The organism is Pantoea sp. X-Soil-MYKO-1785, assembly GCF_059730675.1.
Window position 1 is genome coordinate 2606730 of the sequence record NZ_AP036000.1, and the last position, 24535, is coordinate 2631264.

At 59.5% G+C, this 24535-nt stretch carries 18 protein-coding genes; all 18 read right to left on the reverse strand.

Features of this window, described 5'->3' with window-relative positions:
• Position 1 precedes the first annotated feature (1 nt).
• Positions 2-2047 carry a hydantoinase/oxoprolinase family protein gene (locus AC6I8D_RS12605; RefSeq protein ID WP_497820279.1) on the reverse strand — a complete coding sequence of 682 codons (2046 nt, stop codon included), beginning with the start codon at positions 2045-2047 and terminating at the stop codon, positions 2-4.
• An 18-nt stretch (positions 2048-2065) separates the two neighbouring features.
• On the reverse strand, positions 2066-2512 hold the full coding sequence (locus AC6I8D_RS12610; protein ID WP_031377063.1) for a GNAT family N-acetyltransferase: 447 nt from the start codon (positions 2510-2512) through the stop codon (positions 2066-2068).
• 422 nt (positions 2513-2934) lie between these two features.
• Positions 2935-3447 carry an Lrp/AsnC family transcriptional regulator gene (locus AC6I8D_RS12615; protein WP_031377062.1) on the reverse strand — a complete coding sequence of 171 codons (513 nt, stop codon included), beginning with the start codon at positions 3445-3447 and terminating at the stop codon, positions 2935-2937.
• Positions 3448-3734: 287 nt separating this feature from the next.
• On the reverse strand, positions 3735-5051 hold the full coding sequence (gabT, locus tag AC6I8D_RS12620; RefSeq protein WP_031377061.1) for a 4-aminobutyrate--2-oxoglutarate transaminase: 1317 nt from the start codon (positions 5049-5051) through the stop codon (positions 3735-3737).
• A gap of 113 nt (positions 5052-5164) precedes the next feature.
• On the reverse strand, positions 5165-6298 hold the full coding sequence (locus tag AC6I8D_RS12625; protein WP_312760687.1) for a M20 aminoacylase family protein: 1134 nt from the start codon (positions 6296-6298) through the stop codon (positions 5165-5167).
• Position 6299: 1 nt separating this feature from the next.
• The gene (locus AC6I8D_RS12630; protein WP_497820280.1) at positions 6300-7226 is read right to left on the reverse strand and encodes a 2-hydroxyacid dehydrogenase; all 927 of its coding nucleotides are present in this window, start codon (positions 7224-7226) and stop codon (positions 6300-6302) included.
• On the reverse strand, positions 7226-8068 hold the full coding sequence (locus AC6I8D_RS12635; RefSeq protein ID WP_497820281.1) for a GNAT family N-acetyltransferase: 843 nt from the start codon (positions 8066-8068) through the stop codon (positions 7226-7228). The genes AC6I8D_RS12630 and AC6I8D_RS12635 overlap by 1 nt, the downstream gene beginning before the upstream one ends.
• A gap of 9 nt (positions 8069-8077) precedes the next feature.
• On the reverse strand, positions 8078-9409 hold the full coding sequence (locus tag AC6I8D_RS12640) for an NAD(P)/FAD-dependent oxidoreductase (RefSeq protein ID WP_312056640.1): 1332 nt from the start codon (positions 9407-9409) through the stop codon (positions 8078-8080).
• Between the two features lie 153 nt (positions 9410-9562).
• On the reverse strand, positions 9563-11227 hold the full coding sequence (locus AC6I8D_RS12645) for an ABC transporter ATP-binding protein (protein ID WP_312056638.1): 1665 nt from the start codon (positions 11225-11227) through the stop codon (positions 9563-9565).
• Positions 11224-12075, reverse strand: coding sequence for an ABC transporter permease (locus AC6I8D_RS12650; protein WP_031377057.1), 852 nt, complete (start codon positions 12073-12075; stop codon positions 11224-11226). The genes AC6I8D_RS12645 and AC6I8D_RS12650 overlap by 4 nt, the downstream gene beginning before the upstream one ends.
• A complete protein-coding gene (locus AC6I8D_RS12655; RefSeq protein ID WP_312056634.1) occupies positions 12072-13028 on the reverse strand; it encodes an ABC transporter permease in 957 nt (318 codons plus the stop codon). Before AC6I8D_RS12655 ends, AC6I8D_RS12650 begins: the two co-directional genes overlap by 4 nt.
• Positions 13029-13152: 124 nt before the next feature.
• Complete coding sequence (locus AC6I8D_RS12660; protein WP_312760676.1) at positions 13153-14760, reverse strand: ABC transporter substrate-binding protein; 1608 nt, start codon at positions 14758-14760, stop codon at positions 13153-13155.
• An 80-nt stretch (positions 14761-14840) separates the two neighbouring features.
• Positions 14841-16118: an NAD(P)/FAD-dependent oxidoreductase gene (locus AC6I8D_RS12665; RefSeq protein WP_497820282.1), complete on the reverse strand. Its 1278-nt coding sequence runs from the start codon at positions 16116-16118 to the stop codon at positions 14841-14843.
• 10 nt (positions 16119-16128) lie between these two features.
• Positions 16129-16797, reverse strand: a complete 669-nt coding sequence (locus AC6I8D_RS12670; protein ID WP_497820283.1) for a haloacid dehalogenase type II — start codon at positions 16795-16797, stop codon at positions 16129-16131.
• Positions 16798-16825: 28 nt separating this feature from the next.
• Complete coding sequence (locus AC6I8D_RS12675) at positions 16826-18295, reverse strand: aldehyde dehydrogenase family protein (protein ID WP_497820284.1); 1470 nt, start codon at positions 18293-18295, stop codon at positions 16826-16828.
• Positions 18296-18743: 448 nt separating this feature from the next.
• The gene (locus tag AC6I8D_RS12680; RefSeq protein ID WP_497820285.1) at positions 18744-20201 is read right to left on the reverse strand and encodes an NAD-dependent succinate-semialdehyde dehydrogenase; all 1458 of its coding nucleotides are present in this window, start codon (positions 20199-20201) and stop codon (positions 18744-18746) included.
• A 158-nt stretch (positions 20202-20359) separates the two neighbouring features.
• Positions 20360-21319 carry an HTH-type transcriptional regulator Cbl gene (gene cbl / locus AC6I8D_RS12685; RefSeq protein WP_312056624.1) on the reverse strand — a complete coding sequence of 320 codons (960 nt, stop codon included), beginning with the start codon at positions 21317-21319 and terminating at the stop codon, positions 20360-20362.
• A 2131-nt stretch (positions 21320-23450) separates the two neighbouring features.
• Positions 23451-24368, reverse strand: coding sequence for a nitrogen assimilation transcriptional regulator NAC (nac, locus tag AC6I8D_RS12690; RefSeq protein ID WP_279811243.1), 918 nt, complete (start codon positions 24366-24368; stop codon positions 23451-23453).
• Positions 24369-24535 lie beyond the last annotated feature (167 nt).

The following is a 24535-nucleotide window of genomic DNA, read 5'->3' on the forward strand; positions in this document are numbered from 1 at the left end:
ATTACGCCTCGCTCGCAGTGATCAGCAGGTTACCAAACGGGTCGACATTGACCCACATGCCGGGCGGCACGCAGGTGGTGCAATCATCCTGGGCGACGATCACCGGGCCGGTCAGCTGATGCCCGGCGCGCAGTTCCATACGCAGCACCACATCCACCTGATGCCATGCGCCATCAATCCACGCCGTCACCTGCTTCAGCACCGTGACCGGTTCGGTAGCGGCTGGCAGGCGATTAATTGCTGGTTTTGGCACCGGCGAGGCGATCACCAGCCGCAGATTGATCAGCTGCACCGGCGCATCCGCGTCACAGTGGCCGAACAGCTGCTGATGCTGACGATCAAACGCCTGATGCAGCGCCGTGACGTCAGCCGTCGTCAGCCAGGTCGCCTCCAGCGGCACTTCAATTTCAAACGACTGGCCGCGATAGCGCATATCGGCGCCGAATTGCAGCAGGTACGGCGTCTCGCTGCCGTGCTCCTGCGCCAGCCAGCCACAGGCACGTTGCTGTAACGCCTGCGCTTCGCTGGCTAAGGTGTCGGCCAGCGCTGGCGTCAGGTCGCTGTAGAGAGTGCGAATAAAGTCATTGCGGATGTCGGCCACCAGCCCGCCGAGCGCCGAAAGGACGCCAGGCGTGGGCGGCACGATCACTCCTTTCATGTTCAGCTCGCGTGCCAGGAAGCAGCCCATCATCGGCCCTGCACCGCCAAAGGCGAGAAACCAGAATTCACGCGGATCAAGGCCAAACCGTGACAGCAAACCGCTGGTATCGCTGTACATGCTGGAGATCGCCAGCTGGATGGCGGTCTCTGCCGTTTCATGCACTGTCACTTTGAGCGCATCGGCCAGCGGCTGCCAGGCCGCGCAGGCCGCGGCTACATCCACGCTCACAGCGTTATAACCGAGCGCGCCGTGGCCCATCATGCCACAGGCGGCAAAGGCATCGGTGGCGGTAGGCTGCGTCCCGCCGCGCTGGAAGCAGACCGGTCCCGGCAGCGAACCGGCGCTGTCCGGTCCCATCTGCAACACGCCCTGGCCGTCGATCCATGCCAGCGAGCCGCCGCCCTGCCCGACCGAGGTCACGGCAACCGATGGGATAAAGATCGGGAAATCACCGATGATTTCGCCGTTGCCCTGCGCCACCTTGCCATCGACGATCACCGCCACGTCGGCGCTGGTGCCGCCAATATCGAGGCTAAGAATTTTGTCGAAACCGCAGGCGCTGGCGAGATAACTGGCACCGATCACTCCGGATGCGGTTCCGGAGAGCACCATCTGGACGCATTCGCGTTTCGCCTGCTCAATGCCCATTACGCCGCCATTCGATTTAGTAATGCGCGGCGGGGGCTTCACCCCAAGACGCTGCAGCGCCTGCTCAAACGATTCGAGGTAGTTGATCACCATCGGCTGGACATAGGCGTTGATGGTGGCGGTGATGGTACGTTCGTATTCACGAATGATCGGCCAGATATCGGCCGAACAGGAGGTCAGCAGCTCGGGTGCCACTTCGTCAATAATCGCTTTAACGGCGGCTTCATTGTGCCGGTTGCGGTAGCTGTGCAGCAGCGAGACCACAATGCCCTGACAGCCCGCCGCCCGCGCCTGCGCGATCGCATCCAGCACGCTCTGGCGATCGACCGGTTGCAGCACGTTGCCGTGACAGTCGCTGCGTTCGCGGATAGCAAACACCCGATCGCGGCTAATCAGCGGTGCGGGACGTCGCGAGAAGAGATCGTGGATATGCGGAATTTTCAGCCGCGCCAGCTCCAGTACATCGCAGAAGCCTTCGGTGGCAAACAGCGCCAGCCGCACGCCGCGCCGCTGGATCACCGCGTTGATTCCGACCGTGGTGCCGTGGGTGAAATAGCCAATCTCTGCCGGTTCAATGCCATCACGCTGCTGGAACCGGGTCAGCCCGGTGACGATTTCGCTGCCGGGCCGATCCGGGCGCGACAGGACTTTGAGGGTATGAATCTGATTGGTTTGCTGATCGAGCACGGCGAAATCGGTAAAAGATCCGCCAATATCCACGCCAACGCGGTATCGCATCTCAGGTTAACTCCGGAGTCAGGAGGGAGGAAATTCCATCAGCGTCTGCGGATCTTGCACCACACGCCAGCCGAGTCGCTGGTAGACCTGATGGGCATCACGGGTTGACAGCATCCAGCGGTGCACCGTTTGCAGTTCGGGATGTTCACGTACGCAGGCGGCCAGCCAGCTGCCCAGTCCGTGCCCGCGCCAGTTTTCATCGATCATCACATCACACAGCCAGCCAAAACGGGTGTAGTCAGTAATCAGCCGGGCGAAGCCGATCTGCGCCTGCTGGTGATAGAGGCCAAACGGCAATGACCCGGCAATCGCCCGCTCGGTTTTGGCCCGCGGCTGGCCCTGCGCCCAGTAGGACTTTTCCGCCAGCTGGCGATGGATCCAGTCAAGGTCAAGCTGCTGGCGCGCAGTGGATACGGTGAACGCATCACGCTGCCAGTGCTGGTCAGCAATGATTAATGAGCTCATGACAACTCCTTGTATCGGTTAAAAACAGTGTAAAAGGGTTTGCGAAACGGTTAAGACCGTAGCGCGCATCAGAAGATGTTGTAGCGCCTGAATTTCAGCCGGGAAAGAAATTTTATGCTGTGCGCCGGATTCGTGATGCTGGCGTGACCGGCCAGCGCTTTCACTGCGGCGTAAAGGCGCAGGAAATGCGGCCGACCGATCGGGGAAGATGTGCATTAACAATGGTGAATCAGAAGGTGAATTTCGGGATAAATTATCAGGCGAGTTGTGCGTTAACGGTAATCAATCAGAACGGGCAATGCGGAGAATATAGCGTTAAGCCTCAGCCATGTTCAGCGGCGGGATTAGCGCTGACAGTGTAGCTGACCACCCCCTTCCCCGATGATGAGGGAAGGCGGGGATGAGCGACCACAGACCGCCCGCTACACACCAAACTCGACCGAATTTTGTTTACCGATCAGCGATCGTAACGGCACGCTGCTTTTCATAATCGGTGACTTAATAACGATATAGCTGAAGTACTTATCGATGCCGATCTGTGCGTCGAGCATCTTCTCAATCACTTCCTGGTAATGTTCAATGCTGCGGGTAATAAAGCGCAGCAAATAGTCGTAACCGCCGGTGATCAGATGGCACTCCATCAGTTCATCAACGTCGCGCATCGCACTTTCGAATTTCATAAAGTCTTCGCGACGATGACCGGAGAGGGTCACTTCGGTAAATACTGTCACCGAATCGGTGATCCGCGTCAGGTTAATATGCGCTTCATAGCCGGTGATAAAGCCCGCCTGTTCCAGACGCTTGACCCGTTGCAGACAGGGGCTGGGGGAAAGGCCTACCGCATCGGCGAGGTTAACGTTGCTGATACGGCCATCTTTCTGGAGTTGCACCAGGATATTGATGTCGATGCGGTCAAGTTTCATTAAGCCGTTCATAGCACCCCTCATTGTCAGAGCCTATCCCAGTAGGCGTAATTGTTGCAGGCAGTCCGGACACGGACAGCGCGGAACAACCGGCGCGTGCAGGTAACGCGAGGATTGTGAGCACTGCCCAGGTTCAGACTGACAAATGAAATAGCCTAATGGGATAGGCTCTTAATCAAATGTGCAGAACCTTCCGAAGGTATAACATGCTTTACGGTCAACGCGCCAGCGCTAAGCAGTGGTTATACCAGCGGTGAGGTTTTCAAATTAATCTAACAATATCAATGAGGAAGCCAGTCTTATCCTAACCGGCCCGTGGCACGAGCCAGGGCAATATCGAAAATGTGCAGCGCTTCTTCCAGTTGCGAGTCGGTAGTAACCAGCGGTGCCAGGAAGCGAATAGTATTACGATGCAGCCCGCACTTAATCAGCAGCAAACCTTCCTGGCAGGCGCTATCAAGGATCTTCTGGGTCAGCGCTGCGTCGGGCCGGCCGGTTTCAAAGTCCAGAATCTCTACCGCCTGCATAAAGCCGACGCCGCGCACGTCACCGATGCAGGCATATTTATCCGCCAGCTGCCGCAGACGCGCATTGAGCTGTTCACCAAGCTGGCAGGATCGCTGTAGCAGGTTGTCCTGCTCAAACAGGTCCAGTACCGCCAGAGCCGCGGCACAGGCCAGCGCATTGCCGCCATAGGTGCCGCCCAGCCCGCCGGGAGTCGGCGCATCCATGATTTCTGCTTTACCCACCACGCCGGAAATCGGCAGGCCGCCGCCCAGACTTTTCGCCAGGGTGACCAGATCGGGTTTGATGTCGAGATGCTGGAAGGCGAACATCTTGCCGGTACGGCCAAAACCGGTCTGCACTTCATCACAAATCAACAAAATGCCGTGCTGAGCGGTGATGCGACGCAGCGCCTGCATAAACGCCGGACCGGCCGGCAGGAAGCCGCCGTCACCCTGCACCGGCTCGATAATAATCGCCGCCACCCGCTCCGGCAGGATCTGTACCGCAAACAGCTGATCCAGCGCTTTCAGACAGTCGACTTCACTGATGCCATGCAGCGGATTAGGAAACGGCAGGCGATAAATATCGCCGGGGAACGGACCAAAATTCTGTTTATACGGTGCAGACATGCCGGTCAGGGTGACACCCAGCAGCGTGCGGCCGTGAAAGGCGCCATCAAAGGCGATAATACCGGGGCGCTGGGTATGGGCGCGGGCGATTTTTACCGCATTTTCTACCGCTTCGGCACCGCTGGTGAAAAAGACACTTTTGTAGGCATCGTCACCGCCCACCAGCTTGTTCAGCCGCTGGGCCAGCGTAATGTAGCCCGGATAGGCGACCACCTGAAAACAGGCGTGGGAGACCATGCCCAGCTGCCGGGTGACGGCGTTGACCACCGCCGGGTGATTATGACCGACATTCAGCACGCCGATGCCGCCAACAAAATCGAGATAGCGATTGCCCTCTACATCCCACACTTCGCTGCCTTTGGCGCGTTCAATCACCAACGGATGTGCGGTGACCACGCCACGCGGCACGTTCTGCTCGCGTGCATCCAGTAACAGGCTGTTATCGGAGTATGCTTGCTGCTCTGCCATGACATTCTGCATTTTAAACCCTCATCCACGTAACGTTCGGTTGGCTCAAGTATCGCAACCCGTTGGTTTCTTACGCTGCCGTAATTCCGCAGGCAGCGGCATTTCCTGTCAAAATCCTGCTGCATTCAGCAGGGAAATTTCTCTGCCAGCGCCTGACGGATCAGCGCGACAAATACCTGAATGCCATGCGGAATCAGCGCATCATTAAAATCATAGGCAGCATGATGCAGTGGCTTACTGGGGGCCGATCCCAGCCACAGATACGCGCCGGGACGCGCCTGCAGCATGAAAGCGAAATCTTCGGAGGTGAGCGCCGGCTGCGGTGCGATCTCAGCCGGGATGCCCGCCTGACTCAGCGCCTGCAGACAGAACTGCGCTTCGGCGGCACTGTTGATGGTCGCCGGGTAATAGCGGTGATAGCTGACCTCGGCACGCAGGCCGTGGGCGGCGGTGATGTGTTCTGCCATCTGGCGCAGCCGCGCTTCCAGCGTCGCCTGTGCCGCCGGGTTGAAGGTGCGAACCGTGCCGGTCAGGCTGGCTTCGGCCGGGATCATATTGTGCGAAAAGCCGCCCTGCATCCGGGTGACGGTCAACAGCCCGGTTTCGCAGGGATCGAGCGCACGCGATACCAGGGTATTGAGCTGCACCACCAGTTCACTGGTCGCCAGCAGGGTATCGTGCGTCAGGTGCGGTTGTGCTGCATGGCCGCCCCCGCCAATCACCCGGATATCAAAGCGATCGGCCGCCGCCATAATCGGACCCGGCCGGGTTTGCACCGTGCCCAGCGGCAGTTGCGGCCAGTTATGAATGGCATAGACGGCATCACAGGGAAAACGACTGAACAGCCCGTCGTCGATCATCGCCTTTGCCCCGGCCAGTCCCTCCTCGGCTGGCTGGAAAATAAAGCAGACGCTGCCATCAAAGGCGATATCGCGTGCCAGTACTTCAGCAGCCCCCAGCAGCATCACAGTGTGACCATCGTGACCGCAGGCGTGACTGACCTGCTCCACCTGACTTTTCCACGCCGCCTCACCCTGATCCTGCATCGGCAGCGCATCCATATCGGCGCGCAGCCCGATCATGCGGGAGCTGGTGCCCTTTTTCAGCACCCCGACCACGCCGGTTTTACCGATGCCGCGATAGACTTCAATGCCCCGCTGCTCAAGAAAGGCGGCCACGATATCGCTGGTGCGTTGCTCCTGAAAACCGATCTCGGGATGAGCGTGCAAATCACGGCGCAGTGCGACTAAAGCATCCATTTTAATATCCTCGCAAGCGGTCAATCAGCCCGTGCAGCGGCTCCCCGCGCTGATAGCGACGCAGGTTATCCAGCAGGGCGACAATCGCACTTTCGTTTTGAGTCTGGCTGGCGATGTGCGGCGTCAGCCAGATCGCCGGATGACGCCAGAAGGGATGCGACGGCGGCAACGGTTCCGGATCGGTGACGTCAATCACCGCCGCACGAAGCTGACCGCTCTCCAGCGCCAGCAGCAGATCGTCATGATTGAGCTGCGGACCGCGGCCAGCCTGCACCAGCGCGGCACCGTGCGGGAGCTGGTTAAACAGCGCGCTATTGAGCAGGCCGTGAGTGGTGGCGGTCAGTGGCAGCAGGCAGACCAGGATATCGCTGTGTGCCAGAAATTCGGCCAGCTGGTCGTCGCCGTGCCAGCAGCGTACACCGCTATACTGGCGTGGGGTCCGGCTCCAGCCGGCGCAGTCAAAACCCAGCGCCACCAACTGTCGCAATGCCGCCTGGCCCAGTTCGCCCATTCCCATTACCCCAACCCGCCGCTGCGCGGCTGGCAGCGCACTGTGCGCCTGCCACTGTTGCAGGCGTTGCTGCTGGAAATAGCGCGGCATATCCCGATGCAGGCCCAGCACCGAGAAGGTGACATATTCAACCATGCCCTGCGTCAGGCCCGGTTCAATCATCCGGATGACCGGTAAATCGGGTGGCAAGATGGTCAGGTCAAACTGATCGGCCCCTGCGCCAACTGAAAACAGCAGTTTCAGATTGGGGAAACAGGCGGCTATATCGTCGGGTGGCTGCCAGGCGATCAGCGCATCAACCTGATCCGGTTCACCGGTTTCGGGCCAGATATGCAGCGTAATGTCTGGCGCATGTTGTGCCAGCCAGCGCTGCCACAGCCGGCCACGTTCCGGCTCAGATTTATAGACGAGCTGCATCAGGCCATCGCCTGCGTCATCAGGCCAAACGCCTGCATTCCCTGCGGCGTCCACGGTGTGCCGCGTACCATGGTGGTCGGCGCGTCAACCTGTTCCACTCCCAGAGTGCTGAGCCAGGCGGCCAGCGGCAGGCTGGCATCGGTATCAATGCGCAGAAACTCCCCCTGCACGCCCTGCATCAGCGCGGCGACCAGCGTCTGCGCCAGCGGGAAATCATCGGCAATCACCGGACCAATCGCCCAGCCGTGACCAAAGCGGCGCAGGCTGGCGAAACCGTGGATCTGCCGATCGGCATCCTGTAACAGTACGGTCTGCGTGTCACTGAGCAGATGATCAAACAGCGCCGGACGGTGCATCCCGTGCGCCTGATAATCCAGCGCCACCAGCGACGATTTGTCGGCTGCGCTGGCGCGGCGCAGTTCCAGTCCGGCAGGCAGGGAGACCTGCGGTACGCTGAGTAAGGCGCGAGTCTGATGCTGGCGGATCTCACCGCAGCTGACAAAGCCGAGTTTTTCATACAGTCCTTTGCCCATTTCCGTGGCGTGCAGACGCACGTTGTAGCCGGGCAGTTTTTCCAGCTGTGCCAGCATCAGCTGTTTGCCGAGCCCCCGTCCCTGCTGCTGACTGTCGACGATCACCAGACCGACGGTGGCCGCCTGTTCGCCCCAGCGCCACAGCACGGCACTGGCAATCAGTTTGCCCTGCTCCTCAATTACTGTGCCCTCGCCTAATTGCAACGCCAGCTGCCAGTCTTCGCGGCGATGCGGCCATTTCAGCGCCTGGGTCATCGCGTAGCAGTTATCGAGGTCATCTGGCGTCATTGCGCGTAGCGTTATGCTCATCGGGTCTCCTTACATCATGCCGGGGGTTTCTAAGCCGCTGCCGTCAACCAGACGGCTGTAGCGATAAGGTCTGGGATCGACGATCGGGGTGGCGTCAGTGGCGAGATCGGCGGCCAGCCGTCCGGCACCCGGCCCGATGCCGAAGCCGTGCGCGCTATAGCCGGCTGATAACACCAGCCCAGGCAGTTTTGCCACCGTCGAAATCACCGGAATCGCGTCCGGGGTGCTGTCGATCATGCCGCCCCACGACTGTGCCAGCCGCAGATTAGCCAGCGCCGGATATTCCCGACGCATCGCCGCCAGCCCCTCTTCGACGATATGCGCATCCGCCGCCGGATCGAGAATGCGCATTCGTTCAAAGGGCGACATGCGGTCAAATTCCCAGCGGCCCATCGCTTCCGGGCCGCGGAAGAACGCGGTAATGCCGAGGTTGAGGGTGAGATTTTTACGCCGGCTTTTAAAGGTCGGATAGAACTGACGGGCATAGCGCAGCCCCTGAGCTCCCGGCTCCAGCCGTCCCCGTCCGGAAACTGACACGGTGTAGCTGCCATCCAGCTGTGGCCGACAGGCGAAGCCCGGCGTGTAGAGCGGCATGGCAATCGCCTGCTCAATCGGCTGGGTGCGGAAGGCGGTGCCAATCACGTTGCCGAGCGGCAGATCGATACCGTGACGACGGCAGAACATCGAGGTCCAGGCACCCGCGGCACAGATTACCCGACTGGTTTTGATCAGGCCGCGCTCGGTCCAGACGCCGCTGACCCGGCCTGCGGCAATATCCAGTCCACGCACCGCGCATTGCTGGAACACCAGCGCGCCTTGCTTCTGCGCCCCCATCACCAGGCCTGGTGCGGCAAGACGCGGTTCGGCATGGCCATCGGTCGGCGATGAAACGCCCCCACGCCAGGCGGTGGTGCTGCCAGGCGTCATTGCTTTCGCCTGTTCGGCAGTCAGGATGTCGCTGCGAACACCATAGCTTTTCGCCATCTGACCCCACTTCTCCCATGCGGCGATATCCGCTTCAATTTGAGTGGCGTAGACCAGACCGCTGCGGCGAAAACCCAGCTCTTCACCGGTTTCGGCGTTGAGTTCCCCCCAGCGTTGCAGGGCATAGATAATCAGCGGCAATTCACGCTCATCACGGTTTTGCTGGCGACACCAGCCCCAGTTGCGGCTCGATTGCTCTGCCCCCACCAGTCCTTTTTCAATTAACACCACCTTCAGGCCCTGTTTTGCCAGCTCCCAGGTGGCGGCAGCCCCGGCGATGCCGGCGCCAATCACCACCACATCGGCGGCCTCGGGAAAGTTTGCACTGTCCTGTACATAACGAATCGGTGCAGGCATAGCATTGCTACCTCTGTTATTAGTTATCAGGCCGAACGCGATCCGGTAAACCGGCCGCCGGCCCAGCTCCGCGCCTCTGCCATCGTGGGCAGAGGCGTCTGTCAGATGTGCTTCGCTGCGCCCCGCCGCTGTCCGGCGAATAACGCAACGGGACTACTCTGCTTTCAGTATCTCTTCATGCTCATCCAGCCAGCCCTGACGCAGTTCCGGCACCGCCCGCTTCAGGCGCTCGAAGTAAAGCTCGCTGGTCGGCTTATCGTAATCATTGCGCGCCAGCTGAGTGACGATACGTCCGCTCTTCATCACCACGATTTCATCGCACACCGCACGTACCGCATGCATATCATGGCTGATAAAGATCACTGAGAGACCCAGTTCGCGGCGCAGCTCGCTGATTAAGTCCAGCACCGCTGCGGCCACCACGGTATCCAGTGCCGAGGTCACCTCATCACACAGGATCAAATCCGGCTCAGCTGCCAGTGCGCGCGCCAGATTCACCCGCTGTTTCTGCCCGCCGGACAGCGCCCATGGGCGACGCCACAACACGCTGCGCGGCAATTTGACCAGATCCAGCAGCTGCCAGAGCCGCTGTTGCCGCGCCGCACCACTCAGACCGTGAAACAGGGTCAACGGCCGCGACAGAATGCGTTCGACGCTGTGCGCTGGATTGAGTGCGGTGTCCGCCATCTGAAACACATACTGAATGCGACGCAGCTCGTTGTCAGGACGTTTTTGCATATCCCCGGCAATGTAGTGGCCGTTGAACAGAATATGGCCGTGACTCGGCGCGTTCAGCCCGGCGATGGCGTGCGCCAGCGTGGTTTTACCTGAACCCGATTCACCAATGATGCCGATTGCCTGCCCCTTCCACAGCTTGAGGTTGATCTCTTCCAGGATGCGTACTTTCGGGTGGCCGTCACTGCCGCGCGGACCGTAACCTGCATTCAGATCGCGCACCTCCAGCAGTGGCTGGACATCAGCCGCCGCCGGGCACCAGTTGCTGGGGCGCTCTTTCTGTCGTGCCGCATCCATCAGTAACCGGGTGTACTCTGCCTGCGGCGCGCCAATCAGATGGGCGGTAGTGCCGTACTCCGCCATCTGGCCGCGCAGCAGCACCAGAATCCGATCGGCCATCTGCGCCACCACCGCCAGGTCGTGGCTGACGTAAATGGCGGTGACGCCACGCTGTGCCACCACGCGGCGGAACGCTTTAAGCACCTCCACCTGGGTGGTGACGTCCAGCGCGGTGGTGGGTTCGTCGAGGATCACCACGTCCGGATCGCCAATCAGCGCCATCGCCGTCATCAGGCGTTGCAGTTGCCCACCAGAAACCTGATGTGGAAAGCGGTCGCCAATGGTGTCCGGGTCGGGCAGCGCCAGTTCGCGAAACAGGCCAATCGCCTTGGCCCTGGCCGCTTTACGGGTCATGGTGCCGTGGATCACCACCGGCTCAATGACCTGGTCAAGAATCTTCATGCCGGGGTTAAAAGATGCGGCGGCGCTCTGGGCAATATACGAGACTTTATTACCGCGAAAGGCGCGCAGCTGGCCGGGCGACAGGCTGTTGACGTCGGTGCCCGCCACGTGAATATTGCCTTCGGCGATGCGGCAGCCGCTGCGGGCATAGCCCATCAGCGCCATGGCGATGGTGGTTTTTCCCGAGCCGGATTCACCTATCAGCGCTAGCACTTCGCCTTTCTGAACGGTAAAGTGAATGTCGGAGACCAGATCGATCTCTTCGCCGCGATCGGTCTGCGCGGTAACGCGCAGCTTATCTACCGAAATCACCGGCATTGCAGTATGTGGCGTCACGTTCATGCTCCCTCCTTCGCCAGCGTCATCGGACGCATCGCCTGCAGGCTGTCGATAAACAGGTTGGCCCCGATGGTCAGGCTGGCAATCGCCAGCGCTGGCATCAGTACCGCGGGTGAGCCATCAAACAGTCCCTGGATATTTTCGCGCACCAGCGTCCCCCAGTCGGCATAGGGTGGCTGAACGCCGAGGCCAAGAAAACTCAGGCCGCTTAACAACAGCACGATGTAGACGAAGCGCAGGCCAAAATCGGTCAGCATCGGGTGCACCATGTTAGGCAGAATGTCATGAATCGCGATGTACCAGCGGCTTTCACCGCGCAGCCGCGAGGCGCGGACGTAATCCATACTGCGCAGCGTGCTGGCCATGGCGAATGCGATGCGGAATGCGCCCGGCCAGTAGGTGAAGACCGCAGTCAGGATCAGCATCGGCAGCGACGAACCGAACACCGCGACAATCATCAGCGACAGCACTTTGCCTGGCAGCACCAGCAGCGCATCGTTGACGCGTCCCAGCAGCTCCTCCAGCCAGCGGCCAGCCACCGCCGCCAGCAGCGCCAGCAGCGTGCCAATCAGGCTGGCCAGCAGCGCGGCGCTGAGCGCCAGACCGATGGAGAACTTCGCGCCGTACAGAATGCGGCTCAGCATGTCGCGCCCGAGGTAGTCGGTGCCCAGCAGGTTATCCGGCGTCAGGCCGCCCATCAGCGGTCCACCGCCGATATCATCAATGTTGTGCGGTGCCAGCTGAGTACCGAATGCCGCCATCAGCAGCCAGAACAGTGACATCAGCAATCCCAGTCGTCCCGACCAGGAGAGCGACTGAAAAAAACGTACGGGAAGCAGGAGGGTATTCATGCGCTTCTCCATTTTGGGTTAAACGCGATGGTCAGGACATCAGCCGCCAGCAGCAGCACCAGATAACAGGCAGCAAACAGCATGACGCAGAGCTGCACCACCGGCAGATCGCGGTTGCTGACCGCATCCACCAGCTGACTGGCGAGGCCGGGATAGCTGAAGATGGTTTCGATAATGATTACGCCGCCAAACAGATAGGAGAGACTGAGTGAAATGGCGTTGGCAATCGGCCCGACCGCATTGGGCAGTGCGTGACGGAGCACCGCCCGCAGAGGCGATACGCCTTTCAGCAGCGCCATCTCCAGATAGGGGCTGTCGAGCTGATTGATGATTGCCGCCCGCGTCATACGCGCCATCTGCGCCACCAGCACGCAGCACAAGGTCAGCACCGGCAGTGCGTAAGCTTTGAGGTAGCTCAGCAGATCGCTGTCCGGGCTGCCGAACGACATCGCCGACACCCAGTGCAGCTTGACGGCAAAAATCAGGACTGCCACCGTCGCCACCAGAAACTCCGGCACTGCGACCGTCGCCATGGTGCCGATCACCAGCACCCGATCAAGCCGTGAACCACGGTTCATCGCCGCGATGATGCCGATAATCAACGCCAGCGGCACGCAGATCAGGGTGGTGATGGCCGCCAGTTCAAAGGTGGCCGGAATACGCTGCGCCACCAGCTGCGAGACCGGCAAATGACTGGCAAACGAGGTGCCGAAATCACCCTGCAGCATCCCGGCCAGCCAGCTGAAGTAGCGCATCAGCAGCGGCTGATCTAAGCCCAGCTGCTGACGTAACGCTGCGACTGTTTCTGGCGTGGCGTTCTGCCCAAGGATCATCTGCGCCGCATCGCCCGGCAGCAGGCTGGTGATAAAAAACACCACCGCCGAGACGATAAGTAAAGTCAGGATGCCGGCTCCCACCCGCCGGGCAATCAGCATCATCATGTATCGGTTCATCGGCGTACTCCTTATGACGAGCCTGGTCCACCAGGCGTAATGTTTACAGGCAGTCCGGACGCGGACAGCGCGGAACAACCGGAACGTACGCCTGGTACGTGAGGATGGTCAGCACTGTGCCGGATCAGGCGGTCAGCCAGGCAAACTCATGGAAGCGATAACCCATCATCATGCCCGACGGCCAGGCTTCCACCCCTTTTACCTTTTTGTTGTAACCGTCGGTCGAGCTGATAAAGGTCGGGATAATGGTGCCGCAATGGTCATAAATCAGCGCCTGCATATCGCCATACATCTGCTTGCGCTTCGCCTGATCGCGCTCGCCACGTGCGGCAATCACCAGCTGATCGAACTGTGCATTCTTCCAGCCTGATTCGTTATTCGGTGCGCTAGAGAGATAAAACTGTGAGAACAGCATGTCGAGCGTCGGACGCGGGTTTATCGAGCCGTATCCCACCGGATCTTTAGTCCAGTGCGAAGACCAGTAACCGTCATACGGCACGCGTCGCACTTTGAAGTTGATACCCGCCCCGCGCGCCACCTGCTGAATCAGCTGGCCGCCTTCGTTGGCGCCTTCAATATTCGGGGTGGTAATGATCTCCACCGTCGAACCGGTCATGCCGGCTTTTTTGATGTGGAACTTCGCCTTTTCGACGTCGAGTGGCCGCGGTTTGAGATCGGCGTTGTAGAGCGGGTGCCACGGCGGAACCGGTGTGTCGTTGCTGACGTCGCCGTAGCCCTGCAGCACGGTTTTGACCAGCATTTCACGTGGCTGCAGGTATTTCATTGCCAGCACGAAATCTTCGTTGCTGCCCGGCTTGACGTCGGTGCGCACAATCAGGTTGGTGTACATGCCCGATTTACTCTCCAGCACGCCGAAGTCAGCGGTGGCCTTGATGCGTTTGCAATCGGCCGCCGACAGGGTGGAGACCATATGCAGATCGCCCGACATCAGCGCATTGACCCGCGCCGCATTATCGGTAACACCAATCAGCTCAACCTCATCCAGATGCGGTAAGCCGGGCTTGTAGTAGTTGGGGTTTTTGCTGCCAATCGAGCGCACGCCCGGCATAAAGGCTTTGCAGATGAACGGGCCGGTACCGATGCCCTTGCTGAAATCTTTGGTGCCATCCTGCACGATCAGGAACGGCGGCGTCGCCAGCATGTAAGGCACATCGAAGTTGGCGCTATTCAGCTCCAGCAGCACCTCATGATCGCCAGCTGCGCTGATGGTTTTGAACTGATCGGCCAGCTTGAAAGCATTGGAGGCGACGGCCGGATCTTTATGGCGGCTGAGCGAGTAGACCACATCTTTAGCGGTGAACGGTTTGCCGTCGTGGAAGGTAACGCCCTGGCGCAGTTTGATATGCCAGCTGATGCCGTCGCTGGACTCCAGCGATTCGGCCAGCGCCGGCTGCGCCATCAGGCTCTTATCCAGCTCGGTCAGGCCGCTGTAAAACATGTACTGGCGGGTGTAGTCGCCGCTGTTGTTACTTTTTGCCGGATCAAGGGTGTCCGTGGCGGAAGCGTTTGACATCGCTGCCCGCAGCTTGCCGCCTTTGACCGGCTTATCATCGGCCAGTGCCGCGCCGGAGAAGCCGATCAGGCCGCTGCTCATCACTGCGCCAGCCGAGAGAATTTTCATCAGGCTACGGCGTGACAGTGATCCTTCGGTGATCATGCGCGTCAGTGCCGGATTGACCGCGTCAGGCTCTTTATTATCAAATTTGCTCATCTGTACACCCTCAATAAACCATCAAGCGAACGTGAAGTGACTCTTCCGGGGGCCGGAGGTGGCCTGAACCCGGCGGGAATTTATGACAGGCGATCCTTTGCTTTGTAATAGAGCCCGGCGAGGGGCAAAAACCATGGCTTGCCGTGATAACCGGGCAGCGCTGGCCATGACGCACGCTGCCAGGGATTTTCAGTCTGTTTTTCGGCCAGCAGATCGGCCATCACCCGCCCCATCCACACCGACATCTGGGTGCCGTGGCCGCTGTAACCCAGCGAATAGAACAGGCCATCCTGCTCACCGGCATGCGGCAAACGATCGGCTGTCATATCGACCATGCCGCCCCAGCAGTAGGCCAGCGACGTGTTGCCGAGCTGAGGAAACATCTGTGTCATGGCGCGGCGCAGGATCTCGCCGCTGCGCGAATCGGAGGTCGGGTTGCTGACCGCAAAACGCGCCCGGCCGCCAAACACCAGTCGACGATCGGCGGTACTGCGAAAATAGTTACCGATGTTGAGTGACGTGACGTAGGTGCGATCGTGCGGCAACACCTGGCGCAGCAAGTTTTCATCCAGCGCCTCGGTCACCACGATAAAGCTGCCGACCGGCACGATGCGGCGCTGAAACCACGCAAAAGGTCCGACGTTGGAGCAGCCGGTCGCCATCAGCACTTTATCGGCCAGAATCACGCCCTGATCGGTATGCACCCGATGCTGATAGCCACTGAGTCGCTCCAGCCGGGTCACCGCATGATGCGGATAAATTTTCGCCCCGCTTCGGGCCGCGGCGTTGGCCAGTCCGACGCCAAACTTGCCCATGTGCATCTGTCCGCCGCGTTTTTGCAGCAGTCCACCGTGAAAATCATCGCTGCCGATCTCCTGCCGGACCTCTGCTTTGTCGAGCAGCTCAATCTCCGGGTCCACCGTACGGCGCATCAGCTCGGCGGCTTCACGCAGCCCGGCGAGGTGGGCCGCTTTGCTGGCCAGCTTGAGTTTGCCGCACAGGCGAAAATCGCAGTCGATCTGTTCGTCCCGCACCAGCTGTTCGACGTAGCTGACCGCGTCATCAAAGGCCCGATAGAAGCGACTGGCCTGTTCCAGCCCCTGACTCGCCACCAGCGCGGCAAAGTTGTGCGCCACCCCGGTATTGCAGTGGCCGCCGTTACGCGACGAGGCCTGACTCATCACTTCGCCGCTCTCCAGCAGCACCACGCTGAGGCCGCTGCGCGCCAGGCTGAGCGCCGCCGAGACGCCGGTAAAGCCTCCGCCAATCACCACCACATCTGCCTGTGACGGCAGCGGGTCGGTGGCGGCCCCGCTAAAGGCCGGTGCGGTGGCTTGCCAGAACGATTCCAGTTTCATGGCACTATCCTCAGAGTCCAACGACGCCTGGCAGGCCGCCGATGTCTTTAATTTCGGTGTACTGGTAGTACGGATTAGCCGGTTCGTGACCGCGGTTGACCCACACTTTGTTTTTGATGCCAAGATCGTGCGCGGTCATCAGGTCGTAGCGGAAACTGGAAGAGACATGAAGGATCTCATCCGGGCGGCAGTCGAGCTTCTCCAGCATGTATTCGAAGCCTTTCATCTGCGGCTTGTAAGCCCCCGCCTCTTCTGCGGTGATGGTCATATGGATCGGCGCACCGAGACGCGGCACGTGATGCGGGATCAGGTCGTTCATCGAGTTAGTCAGCAGCACCAGCGGAAACTCTTTCGCTACCTTTGCCAGCCCGGCCGGCACGTCGGGATGCGGTCCCCAGCTGGCGCAGTCGGTATAAATAAAGTCGCTGTCGGTTTTGTCCCAGCTGACGCCCCACTTTTTACAGGTACGCTGCAGGGCGTTGCTGACCACGTCGTAATAGGGTTTCCAGGCGCCCAGTACCTCATCCAGCCGATAGCTGGAGAAATCGATCGTGAACGCGTGCATCTGCTGTGGGGCGATGCGGTCGCTGAAGCGACGCTGCGCGGCACCGGCCATGTCGAACAGAATCAGCGTGCCGTAACAGTCGAACGTGATGTATTTCGGTTTAAACAGTGCCATGTAACAACCTCGTCATTGTCAGTTGCGCTTAGAAATCGATGAGTACGCTCTTCTGGCGCTGGCAGGCCTGAAATGCCTGACGCCCTAAATCTTTGCCGATGCCCGATCCCAGGAAGCCACCGGTCGGAATAATGAAATCGCCGGAGCGGCCATAGCGGTTGATCCAGACGGTGCCGGCGTCGATGGCGCGCATCGCCCGCAGCGCGCGCGGCAGGCTGAGGGTGTGAACCCCGGCGCACAGGCCGTAAGTGTCGTGTGCCGCCAGCGCCAGACCCTGCTCTTCATCGTCGAACTGCTGGATGGTCAGCACCGGACCAAAAATTTCCTGCTGCACCGCCGGATTGTCCTGGCTGACGTGGCTGAGTAAGGTGGGTTGCCAGAACCAGCCGCCGTCGGTATCAGCAAAGCGTTCACCGCCCACCAGCACCTCGGCCCCCTGCGCTTTGGCGGCTTCAATCACTGAACAGACCTTGTTGCCCTGACGTTCATCGATCAGCGGCGCATAGCGACTGCCTTCATGCCAGGTGACGCCCGGTGTCACTTCACGGCACAGCCGCGCCAGCCGTTCAGTCAGCGCATCGGCAATGCCGCGCTGTACGATTAAACGGGTGCCCGCCACGCAGGCCTGGCCGCCGTTGGCGGTGAAACCCCGCAAAATGCGCTGCGCCAGGATGTCCGGGTCACCGGCATCATCAAATACCAGCTGTGGACTTTTACCGCCGAGTTCCAGCGTGACTGGTTTCATGCCGAACTGCGCCGCATCGCTCATGATGCGTGCGCCGGTCAGGGTGGAGCCGGTGAAGGAGACTTTGCGCACCAGAGGATGTTTCACCAGCGCACTGCCGGTCACCGCGCCACTGCCCTGCACGATGTTGAGGATCCCGGCCGGTAAGCCAGCCTGAATCGCCAGTTCGGCCAGTCGCACGGTAGAAAACGGGGTCAGTTCAGAAGGTTTGAGCACCACGGCATTACCGGCTGCCAGCGCTGGTCCGCACTTCCATGACGCCATCGACAGCGGGAAATTCCACGGGGTGATGGCCCCGATCACCCCGTAAGGTTCGGCCACCAGCATACCGAGACTGCTGTCGCGGGTCGGAAACAGGTCACCGCTGTATTTGTCGGCGCATTCGGCATAAAAGCGAATTGCCTCGGCGGTGAACGGGATTTCGTGCAGCACCACATCACTGATTGGCCGGGTCGACCCGAGCGCTTCAAGCTGAGCCAGCAGCGGGTCCTGCTCGATCAGATCGGCCCAGCGCCGCAATACCCGACCGCGCTCACGCGGTGCGCAGCCGGACCAGCCGCTGATTTTCAGCGCCTGATGAGCCACGGTCACAGCATGGTCGACATCCTGCGGCGTGGCGTCATGCAGCGTGGCGTACACCTTGCCGTCGGAGGGACGCTTTACCGCAAAGGGCGCGCCCTGGCTCTGCAGATGCTGGCCGCCAATATAATGGCCAACCGGAAGAGAAACTTTTTCAGGGTCGAAACTTAACATGGAAGAATCCTTATTTGTTACACCCGTCATTCACTGGCTTATTAGCCTTTTAACCGTCGCTTAGTTATCGCGTTAATAAGCTAATGCAGAAAGTATGCCAGCCGGGCAAAAAATAAAAATGCGTTTAAAACTGCGCAAAAAAATTTTCTGCCGTATTGACGGAGGAATTTTTGCGGAATTGCCGAACAATTAAACAGATGATTTACTTCACAAAATTTATGCACTCCACGGGTGCAACGCGCACGGAAATTGCACCATAACGGGTATCACTGAGTCAGTGTTGCACCGGACGACAGAAATTCGCCGCCAATTTATCGACGCAGTTCACATCGTTGATAAATTTCCAGCTTTTTCAGGGTGCAGATAAATAAAAAACGGTTTAGGAAATTTTCTGTAAAAAAAACGCCAGCCCGGAATGCGGGCTGACGCGTTTTTATTCGCTGCTTATTCAGAGGCTGCCGATATGAAATGTTTTTTGTTCCAGGTACTCATCGATTCCATATCGCGAACCTTCACGACCGATGCCGGATAATTTCACCCCGCCAAACGGTGCCACTTCTAATGAAATTGCCCCGGTATTGAAGCCGACCATGCCGAACTCCAGCGCTTCCGCCACCCGCCACGCCCGGCGGATATTTTCAGTGAAGAAGTAGGCTCCCAGCCCATACGGCGTGTCATTAGCCATCGCTATTGCCTGCTCTTCATCATCAAATATAAACAGCGGCGCGACCGGACCGAAGGTTTCTTCATGGGCGATACGCATGCTGCTGGTCACGTTACCCAGCACCGTCGGTTCAACAAAGGTGCCGTTGTTGCGGCTGATCCCGCCGGTCAGCAGCGTGGCACCCTGACTCAGGGCATCGTCGATGTGTCCGTTTACTTTCTCTACCGCCCGATTGTTGATCAACGGGCCAATGGTGGTGCCTGGCGTGAAGCCATCGCCGACTTTCAGGGTGGCGACCACCTCCAGCAGTCGGGTGCTAAAGCGTGGATAGATGTCGCGCTGCACCAGAATCCGGTTGGCGCAGACGCAGGTCTGGCCGGCATTGCGAAACTTGCTGACCATTACTCCGGCCACTGCGATCTCAATATCGGCATCGTCAAATACGATCAACGGGGCATTACCGCCCAGCTCAAGGCTGAGGCGTTTGATGCTGTCAGCGCTTTGCTGCATCAGCAGTTGTCCGACCCGGGTAGAGCCGGTAAAGGAGATTTTGCGCACCGTGCGGCTGGCAGTCAGCGCTTCACCGATTTCGGTCGGCAGACCGGTAAGCACCTGCAGCACGCCAGACGGGAAGCCGGCACGCTCCGCCAGTACCGCCAGCGCCAGCGCTGAGAGCGGCGTCAGTTCAGACGGTTTGACTATGATCGGGCAGCCAGCGGCCAGCGCGGGGGCGACTTTGCGGGTGATCATCGCAATCGGGAAATTCCACGGCGTAATGGCGGCTGCCACGCCGACCGGCTGTTTCAGCACCAGAATACGGCGGTCATCGCTGGGGGCCGGAATGGTGTCGCCATAGATGCGGCGCGCCTCTTCAGCGAACCATTTAACAAAGCTGGCACCGTACAGCACCTCACCTTTGGCTTCTGCCAGCGGTTTGCCCTGCTCGGCGGTCATGATGATCGCCAGATCGTCGGCATGGTCAATAATCAGCTGGTGCCATTTCTCCAGCAGCGCCGCGCGCGTGGCATTGGGCGTTTTTCCCCAGGCAACGCGGACCGATTCGGCATGCGCAATCGCCTGCTCGGTCTCGGTTTTCCCCAGCGCCGGAATGGTGGCGATGGTTTCGCCAGTGGCAGGATCGGTAACCGGCAGCGTGGCGCCCTGCTGTGCGCCCTGCCAGCGTCCGGCGAACAACGCCTGCTGGCGCAGTAGATCGCTATCTTTCAGTTGTAGTCGCGACATAACATCCCCTTGTGATCGGCTGATTCCACTTTATCGCGGTGGCTCAGCGCAGGATGTTGTTGTCAGAGAGGAGAAAGAAGCGGAAAGGAATTTTTCGTCGCGAAAAGAAATTTTATGCCGTGCGGCGAGAAGCGCACCCTGGCGGATGCGCATCCACGTTAAATCTGGAAGTCGATTACCGGCTCATCTTCATTACCGTAGGAGAGTGCCTGACGTTTGATCTCTTCCAGCGACAGATTAGCGTTGCACAATTCGAGGAATTGCCAGACGTAGTTACGCTGTAGCTGTCCGCGCTTGAGGCCGAGCCAGACGGTGCTGGCATCAAACAGGTGCGTCGCCTCGACCCGGACCAGATCTTCGTTCTCTTCCGTTTCGCATGCCTGATCGGCCAGTATCCCGACGCCTAAACCGAGTTTAACGTAGGTTTTCACTACGTCGGAGTCCTGCGCGCTGAGCACAATGTCGGGTTTCAGTCCGGCTGACTGGAAAGCCCGGTCAACGCGTGACCGTCCGGTGATCCCCTGACGATAGGTGATCAGCGGATAGCGACTGAGGGTACTGAGCGACACCGGCTGATTCTGCACCAGCTCATGCTCTTTCGGCACCAGTAAAGCGTGATGCCAGCTGAACCATGGGAACGCCGCCAGGCTGCTGTTATTGACCAGCATTTCACTGGCAATGCCGATATCCGCCTCGCCTGCCAGCAGCATGCTGACAATTTCCTGCGGCGACCCCTGATTCAGTTCCAGCCGGACGTTGGGATAGAGCTGACGAAACGCTTTAATGATCTTCGGCAGGCTGTAGCGCGCCTGAGTATGGGTGGTGGCGATTGTCAGGATGCCGCTGGTTTCATTGGTAAAAACATCGGCCAGCCGACGCACTTTGCCGGCCTCATCGAGAATGCGTTCGGCGATAGTCAGCAATGCTTTTCCTGGCTCAGTCATGCCCAGCAGGCGTTTGCCCCGCCGGATAAAAATTTCGACCCCCAGTTCATCTTCAAGGTCACGAATATGCCTGCTCACACCCGACTGGGACGTAAATAGCGTATTGGCGACTTCCGTTAAATTAAATTCACAACGTGCCGCCTCGCGGATGATTTTAAGTTGCTGGAAATTCACGGTATTTACCTCCCTTTACGTAATCTGATGTGTTGATGGTAAGAACAATTATTGATAACCGGAAATACTAAAAAAGTTACTTATATGACAATAGAGAATAAAGGGGTGGGATGGAGGGGGGAGCGTGCTCGCTGCGCGAACGGGGCTGAGTGGGTTTCGTTTGCCGGCTGGCTGTGGGCTGGGGTTCGCTGCGCGAACGGGGCTGAGAGAAGGTTTCGTTTGCTGGCCGGTAGCGGACAGGGGTTCGCTGCGCGAATTGGCTATGAGCAGGTTTCGTTCGCCTGCCGGCTGCGGCAGTTTCAGTTTCGCCGCTGCCGGCGACCGACAAGGGGGCGCCAGTCGCCGCGCCCCCTTGACCCCGGGCTCCGGCCTGCTTCACCGCCGCTTCGCGGTCCCTTCGCCTCTTCCGGATTTCTCACGGACCGTCGGGACGCGCCATCCCTGGCGCGATCCCGCCTCTTCGCGACATCCCTGTCGCTCGTCCTGAAATCCCTCATCTGCTCAGCGCTTCAGATGGCCTCCCTAACCCCTCGCTGTTATTACTTTTTCCTTTGTTTAGTGCTTTGTCGCTGTAATGAATGAGCACCACAACTGTCAGCGTTTTTTCTGCATTCAGGATCGTTAGTCGTCAGAAAAGGAAAGTATCCATCCACCGCCAGACAACATCTGTCATGCAAATAGTTTTAGAAACCACAGACGAGGGGTTTTCCAGAGGTGCTCGCTGCGCGAGCGGGCCGGGAGCGGGTTTCGTTTGCTGGCCGGTTGCGGACAGGGGTTCGCTGCGCGAATTGGCTATGAGCAGGTTTCGTTCGCCTGCCGGCTGCGGCAGTTTCAGTTTCGCCTCTGCCGGCGACCGACAAGGGGCCGCCAGTCGCCGCGCCCCCTTGACCCCGGGCTCCGGCCTGCTTCACCGCCGCTTCGCGGTCCCTTCGCCTCTTCCGGATTTCTCACGGACCGTCGGGACGCGCCATCCCTGGCGCGATCCCGCCTCTTCGCGACATCCCTGTCGCTCGTCCTGAAATCCCTCATCTGCTCAGCGCTTCAGATGGCCTCCCTAACCCCTCGCTGTGATTTCTTTTTTTCTTTGTTTGGTGCTTTGTCGCTGTAATGAGTGAGCACCACAGCTGTCAGCGTTTTTTCTGCATTCAGGATCGTTAGTCTTCAGAAAAGGAAGTATCCATTACAGTCACCTGCCATCAGGCAACACCAGACCTTATACAAGAAAGAAGATTTACAGACGGGGGTTTTACCAGAGGCGTCCGCAGCGCTGAGGAATGAACGGAGGCCAGGAGAGCCGACAGGAGGTCGGCGAAAGGACGGATCGCGCCACGGATGGCGCGTCCGGCCGGTCCGTCGGCCGCAGGGAGTGACGAAGGCACCGCGCGCAGCGTGGCGCGCAGGCCGCCGGACGCCGGGATTGTTAAGGGGCGGGCGGCCGCCCCTTGACGCGTCCGCCTGCTCAGGCAACCTGAAACTCCCCATCGCCTGGCGGGCGAAACCTGCTCTATGTCAGCCCGCCGCCAGACGTAACCCGCTCAATGTCAGCCTACCGCCAGGCGTAACCCACTCAATACCAGCCCGCAGCCATGCGAAACCGCTCCCTTTGCAAGACTACAGCAGGCGTAACGCTGCACAGTGCATACCCAGTGCAAGCGCACCTCCGCCAGATGTAATCCCTGCCATCAGCTATCAGCCAAAACCAGTCCATATACAAGAAAGAAAGTTTACAGACGAGGTTTTACCAGAGGCGTCCGCAGCGCTGAGGAATGAACGGAGGCCAGGAGAGCCGACAGGAGGTCGGCGAAAGGACGGATCGCGCCACGGATGGCGCGTCCGGCCGGTCCGTCGGCCGCAGAGAGTGACGAAGGCACCGCGCGAAGCGTGGCGCGCAGGCCGCCGGACGCCGGGATTGTTAAGGGGCGGGCGTCCGCCCCTTGACGCGTCCGCCTGCTCAGGCAGGCTGAAACTCCCCACCGCCTGGCGGGCGTAACCTGCTCTATGTCAGCCCGCCGCCAGGCGTAACCCGCTCAATGTCAGCCTACCGCCAGGCGTAACCCGCTCAATGTCAGCCTACCGCCAGGCGTAACCCGCTCAATACCAGCCCGCAGCAAGCGTAACCTAACCCGCCCCCTTAACTCACCAACATCAACTCACGCTCTTCGCTCATCGGCTTATTCAGCAGCGACAGCAGAATATTTTTTACTGCCTGCGCCGACGGCGACAACGGTAAACGGGCGGAGATATTCAGCGACAGCGGCAGGCTGAGTGACGGACTGTTGATCCGCGCCATCCAGGCATTGGTTGAGCCAACCAGCGAACGTGCGGCGGATTCCGGCAACACCGTGACGCCCATACCGCTGGAGATTGCCGCCGTCAACGTAGAGATCGATTCGATTTCGCCGATGATACGTGCACTCAGGCGACGCAGTGAAAACGCCTCATCGACACGTTTGCGCACTGCACTGTAGTCGCGCGGCAGGAACAGGCTCATCTGTGCCACATCAGCCAGATCGACACTGGCACCCGGACAGTCGGTGGCACCGACCAGATACAGCTCCTCTTTCATCAGCGCCATGCTGTTAATTCCGGCGGTCGGCGCACGATCGTACAACACCGCCATATCCAGCTGACCGTTCATCACTTTCTCATTCAGCGAGCTGCCGCTGTTTTCATGCAGATAAACCAGCACTTCCGGGAACTGATCGCGTACCGTCTGCAACAGCGGCATGGTCAGCGATGACGCCGCCGTACCCGGAGCCAGCCCAATCGAAACCTGACCGCTTAACACCTGGCCAGCATTGATCACCGCGGTTTGTGCCTGCTCACACTGGCGCAGGATGGTCCGTGCATGCGAGTAAAGAATCTTACCGGCTTCGGTCGGTGTGACGCCGCGCTTGGTGCGAATCAACAGTTGTTGATCCAGTTCGTTCTCCAGCGTCGCAACCTGCTGACTCAGCGCAGGCTGGGCGATGTGCAGCACTTCTGCCGCCTGAGTCAGACTGCCGATATCGACGATTTTAACAAAGTACTTCAGTCGTCTTAAATTCATCTTGCCTCCGTCACTAACCCCGAATAGCTAAATTGGTCTGAGCCAACCGCGTTGTTGATAAGGAAATTGCAAGATGCAGGCCAGGTTTCATCCGGGCAGCGGTCAGTTCAACCAGAATTTTCCTAACGCGCCGGAAAATAAGCGTTTCTGATTACCTCTTAAGAGTT

Excerpts from the sequence above, each read along its gene's own strand:
- AC6I8D_RS12605 (WP_497820279.1), bottom strand. The coding sequence starts at position 2,047 with ATGCGATACCGCGTTGGCGTGGATATTGGCGGATCTTTTACCGATTTC.
- AC6I8D_RS12610 (WP_031377063.1), bottom strand. The coding sequence starts at position 2,512 with ATGAGCTCATTAATCATTGCTGACCAGCACTGGCAGCGTGATGCGTTC.
- AC6I8D_RS12615 (WP_031377062.1), bottom strand. The coding sequence starts at position 3,447 with ATGAACGGCTTAATGAAACTTGACCGCATCGACATCAATATCCTGGTG.
- gabT (WP_031377061.1), bottom strand. The coding sequence starts at position 5,051 with ATGCAGAATGTCATGGCAGAGCAGCAAGCATACTCCGATAACAGCCTG.
- AC6I8D_RS12625 (WP_312760687.1), bottom strand. The coding sequence starts at position 6,298 with ATGGATGCTTTAGTCGCACTGCGCCGTGATTTGCACGCTCATCCCGAG.
- AC6I8D_RS12630 (WP_497820280.1), bottom strand. The coding sequence starts at position 7,226 with ATGCAGCTCGTCTATAAATCTGAGCCGGAACGTGGCCGGCTGTGGCAG.
- AC6I8D_RS12635 (WP_497820281.1), bottom strand. The coding sequence starts at position 8,068 with ATGAGCATAACGCTACGCGCAATGACGCCAGATGACCTCGATAACTGC.
- AC6I8D_RS12640 (WP_312056640.1), bottom strand. The coding sequence starts at position 9,409 with ATGCCTGCACCGATTCGTTATGTACAGGACAGTGCAAACTTTCCCGAG.
- AC6I8D_RS12645 (WP_312056638.1), bottom strand. The coding sequence starts at position 11,227 with ATGAACGTGACGCCACATACTGCAATGCCGGTGATTTCGGTAGATAAG.
- AC6I8D_RS12650 (WP_031377057.1), bottom strand. The coding sequence starts at position 12,075 with ATGAATACCCTCCTGCTTCCCGTACGTTTTTTTCAGTCGCTCTCCTGG.
- AC6I8D_RS12655 (WP_312056634.1), bottom strand. The coding sequence starts at position 13,028 with ATGAACCGATACATGATGATGCTGATTGCCCGGCGGGTGGGAGCCGGC.
- AC6I8D_RS12660 (WP_312760676.1), bottom strand. The coding sequence starts at position 14,760 with ATGAGCAAATTTGATAATAAAGAGCCTGACGCGGTCAATCCGGCACTG.
- AC6I8D_RS12665 (WP_497820282.1), bottom strand. The coding sequence starts at position 16,118 with ATGAAACTGGAATCGTTCTGGCAAGCCACCGCACCGGCCTTTAGCGGG.
- AC6I8D_RS12670 (WP_497820283.1), bottom strand. The coding sequence starts at position 16,797 with ATGGCACTGTTTAAACCGAAATACATCACGTTCGACTGTTACGGCACG.
- AC6I8D_RS12675 (WP_497820284.1), bottom strand. The coding sequence starts at position 18,295 with ATGTTAAGTTTCGACCCTGAAAAAGTTTCTCTTCCGGTTGGCCATTAT.
- AC6I8D_RS12680 (WP_497820285.1), bottom strand. The coding sequence starts at position 20,201 with ATGTCGCGACTACAACTGAAAGATAGCGATCTACTGCGCCAGCAGGCG.
- nac (WP_279811243.1), bottom strand. The coding sequence starts at position 24,368 with ATGAATTTAAGACGACTGAAGTACTTTGTTAAAATCGTCGATATCGGC.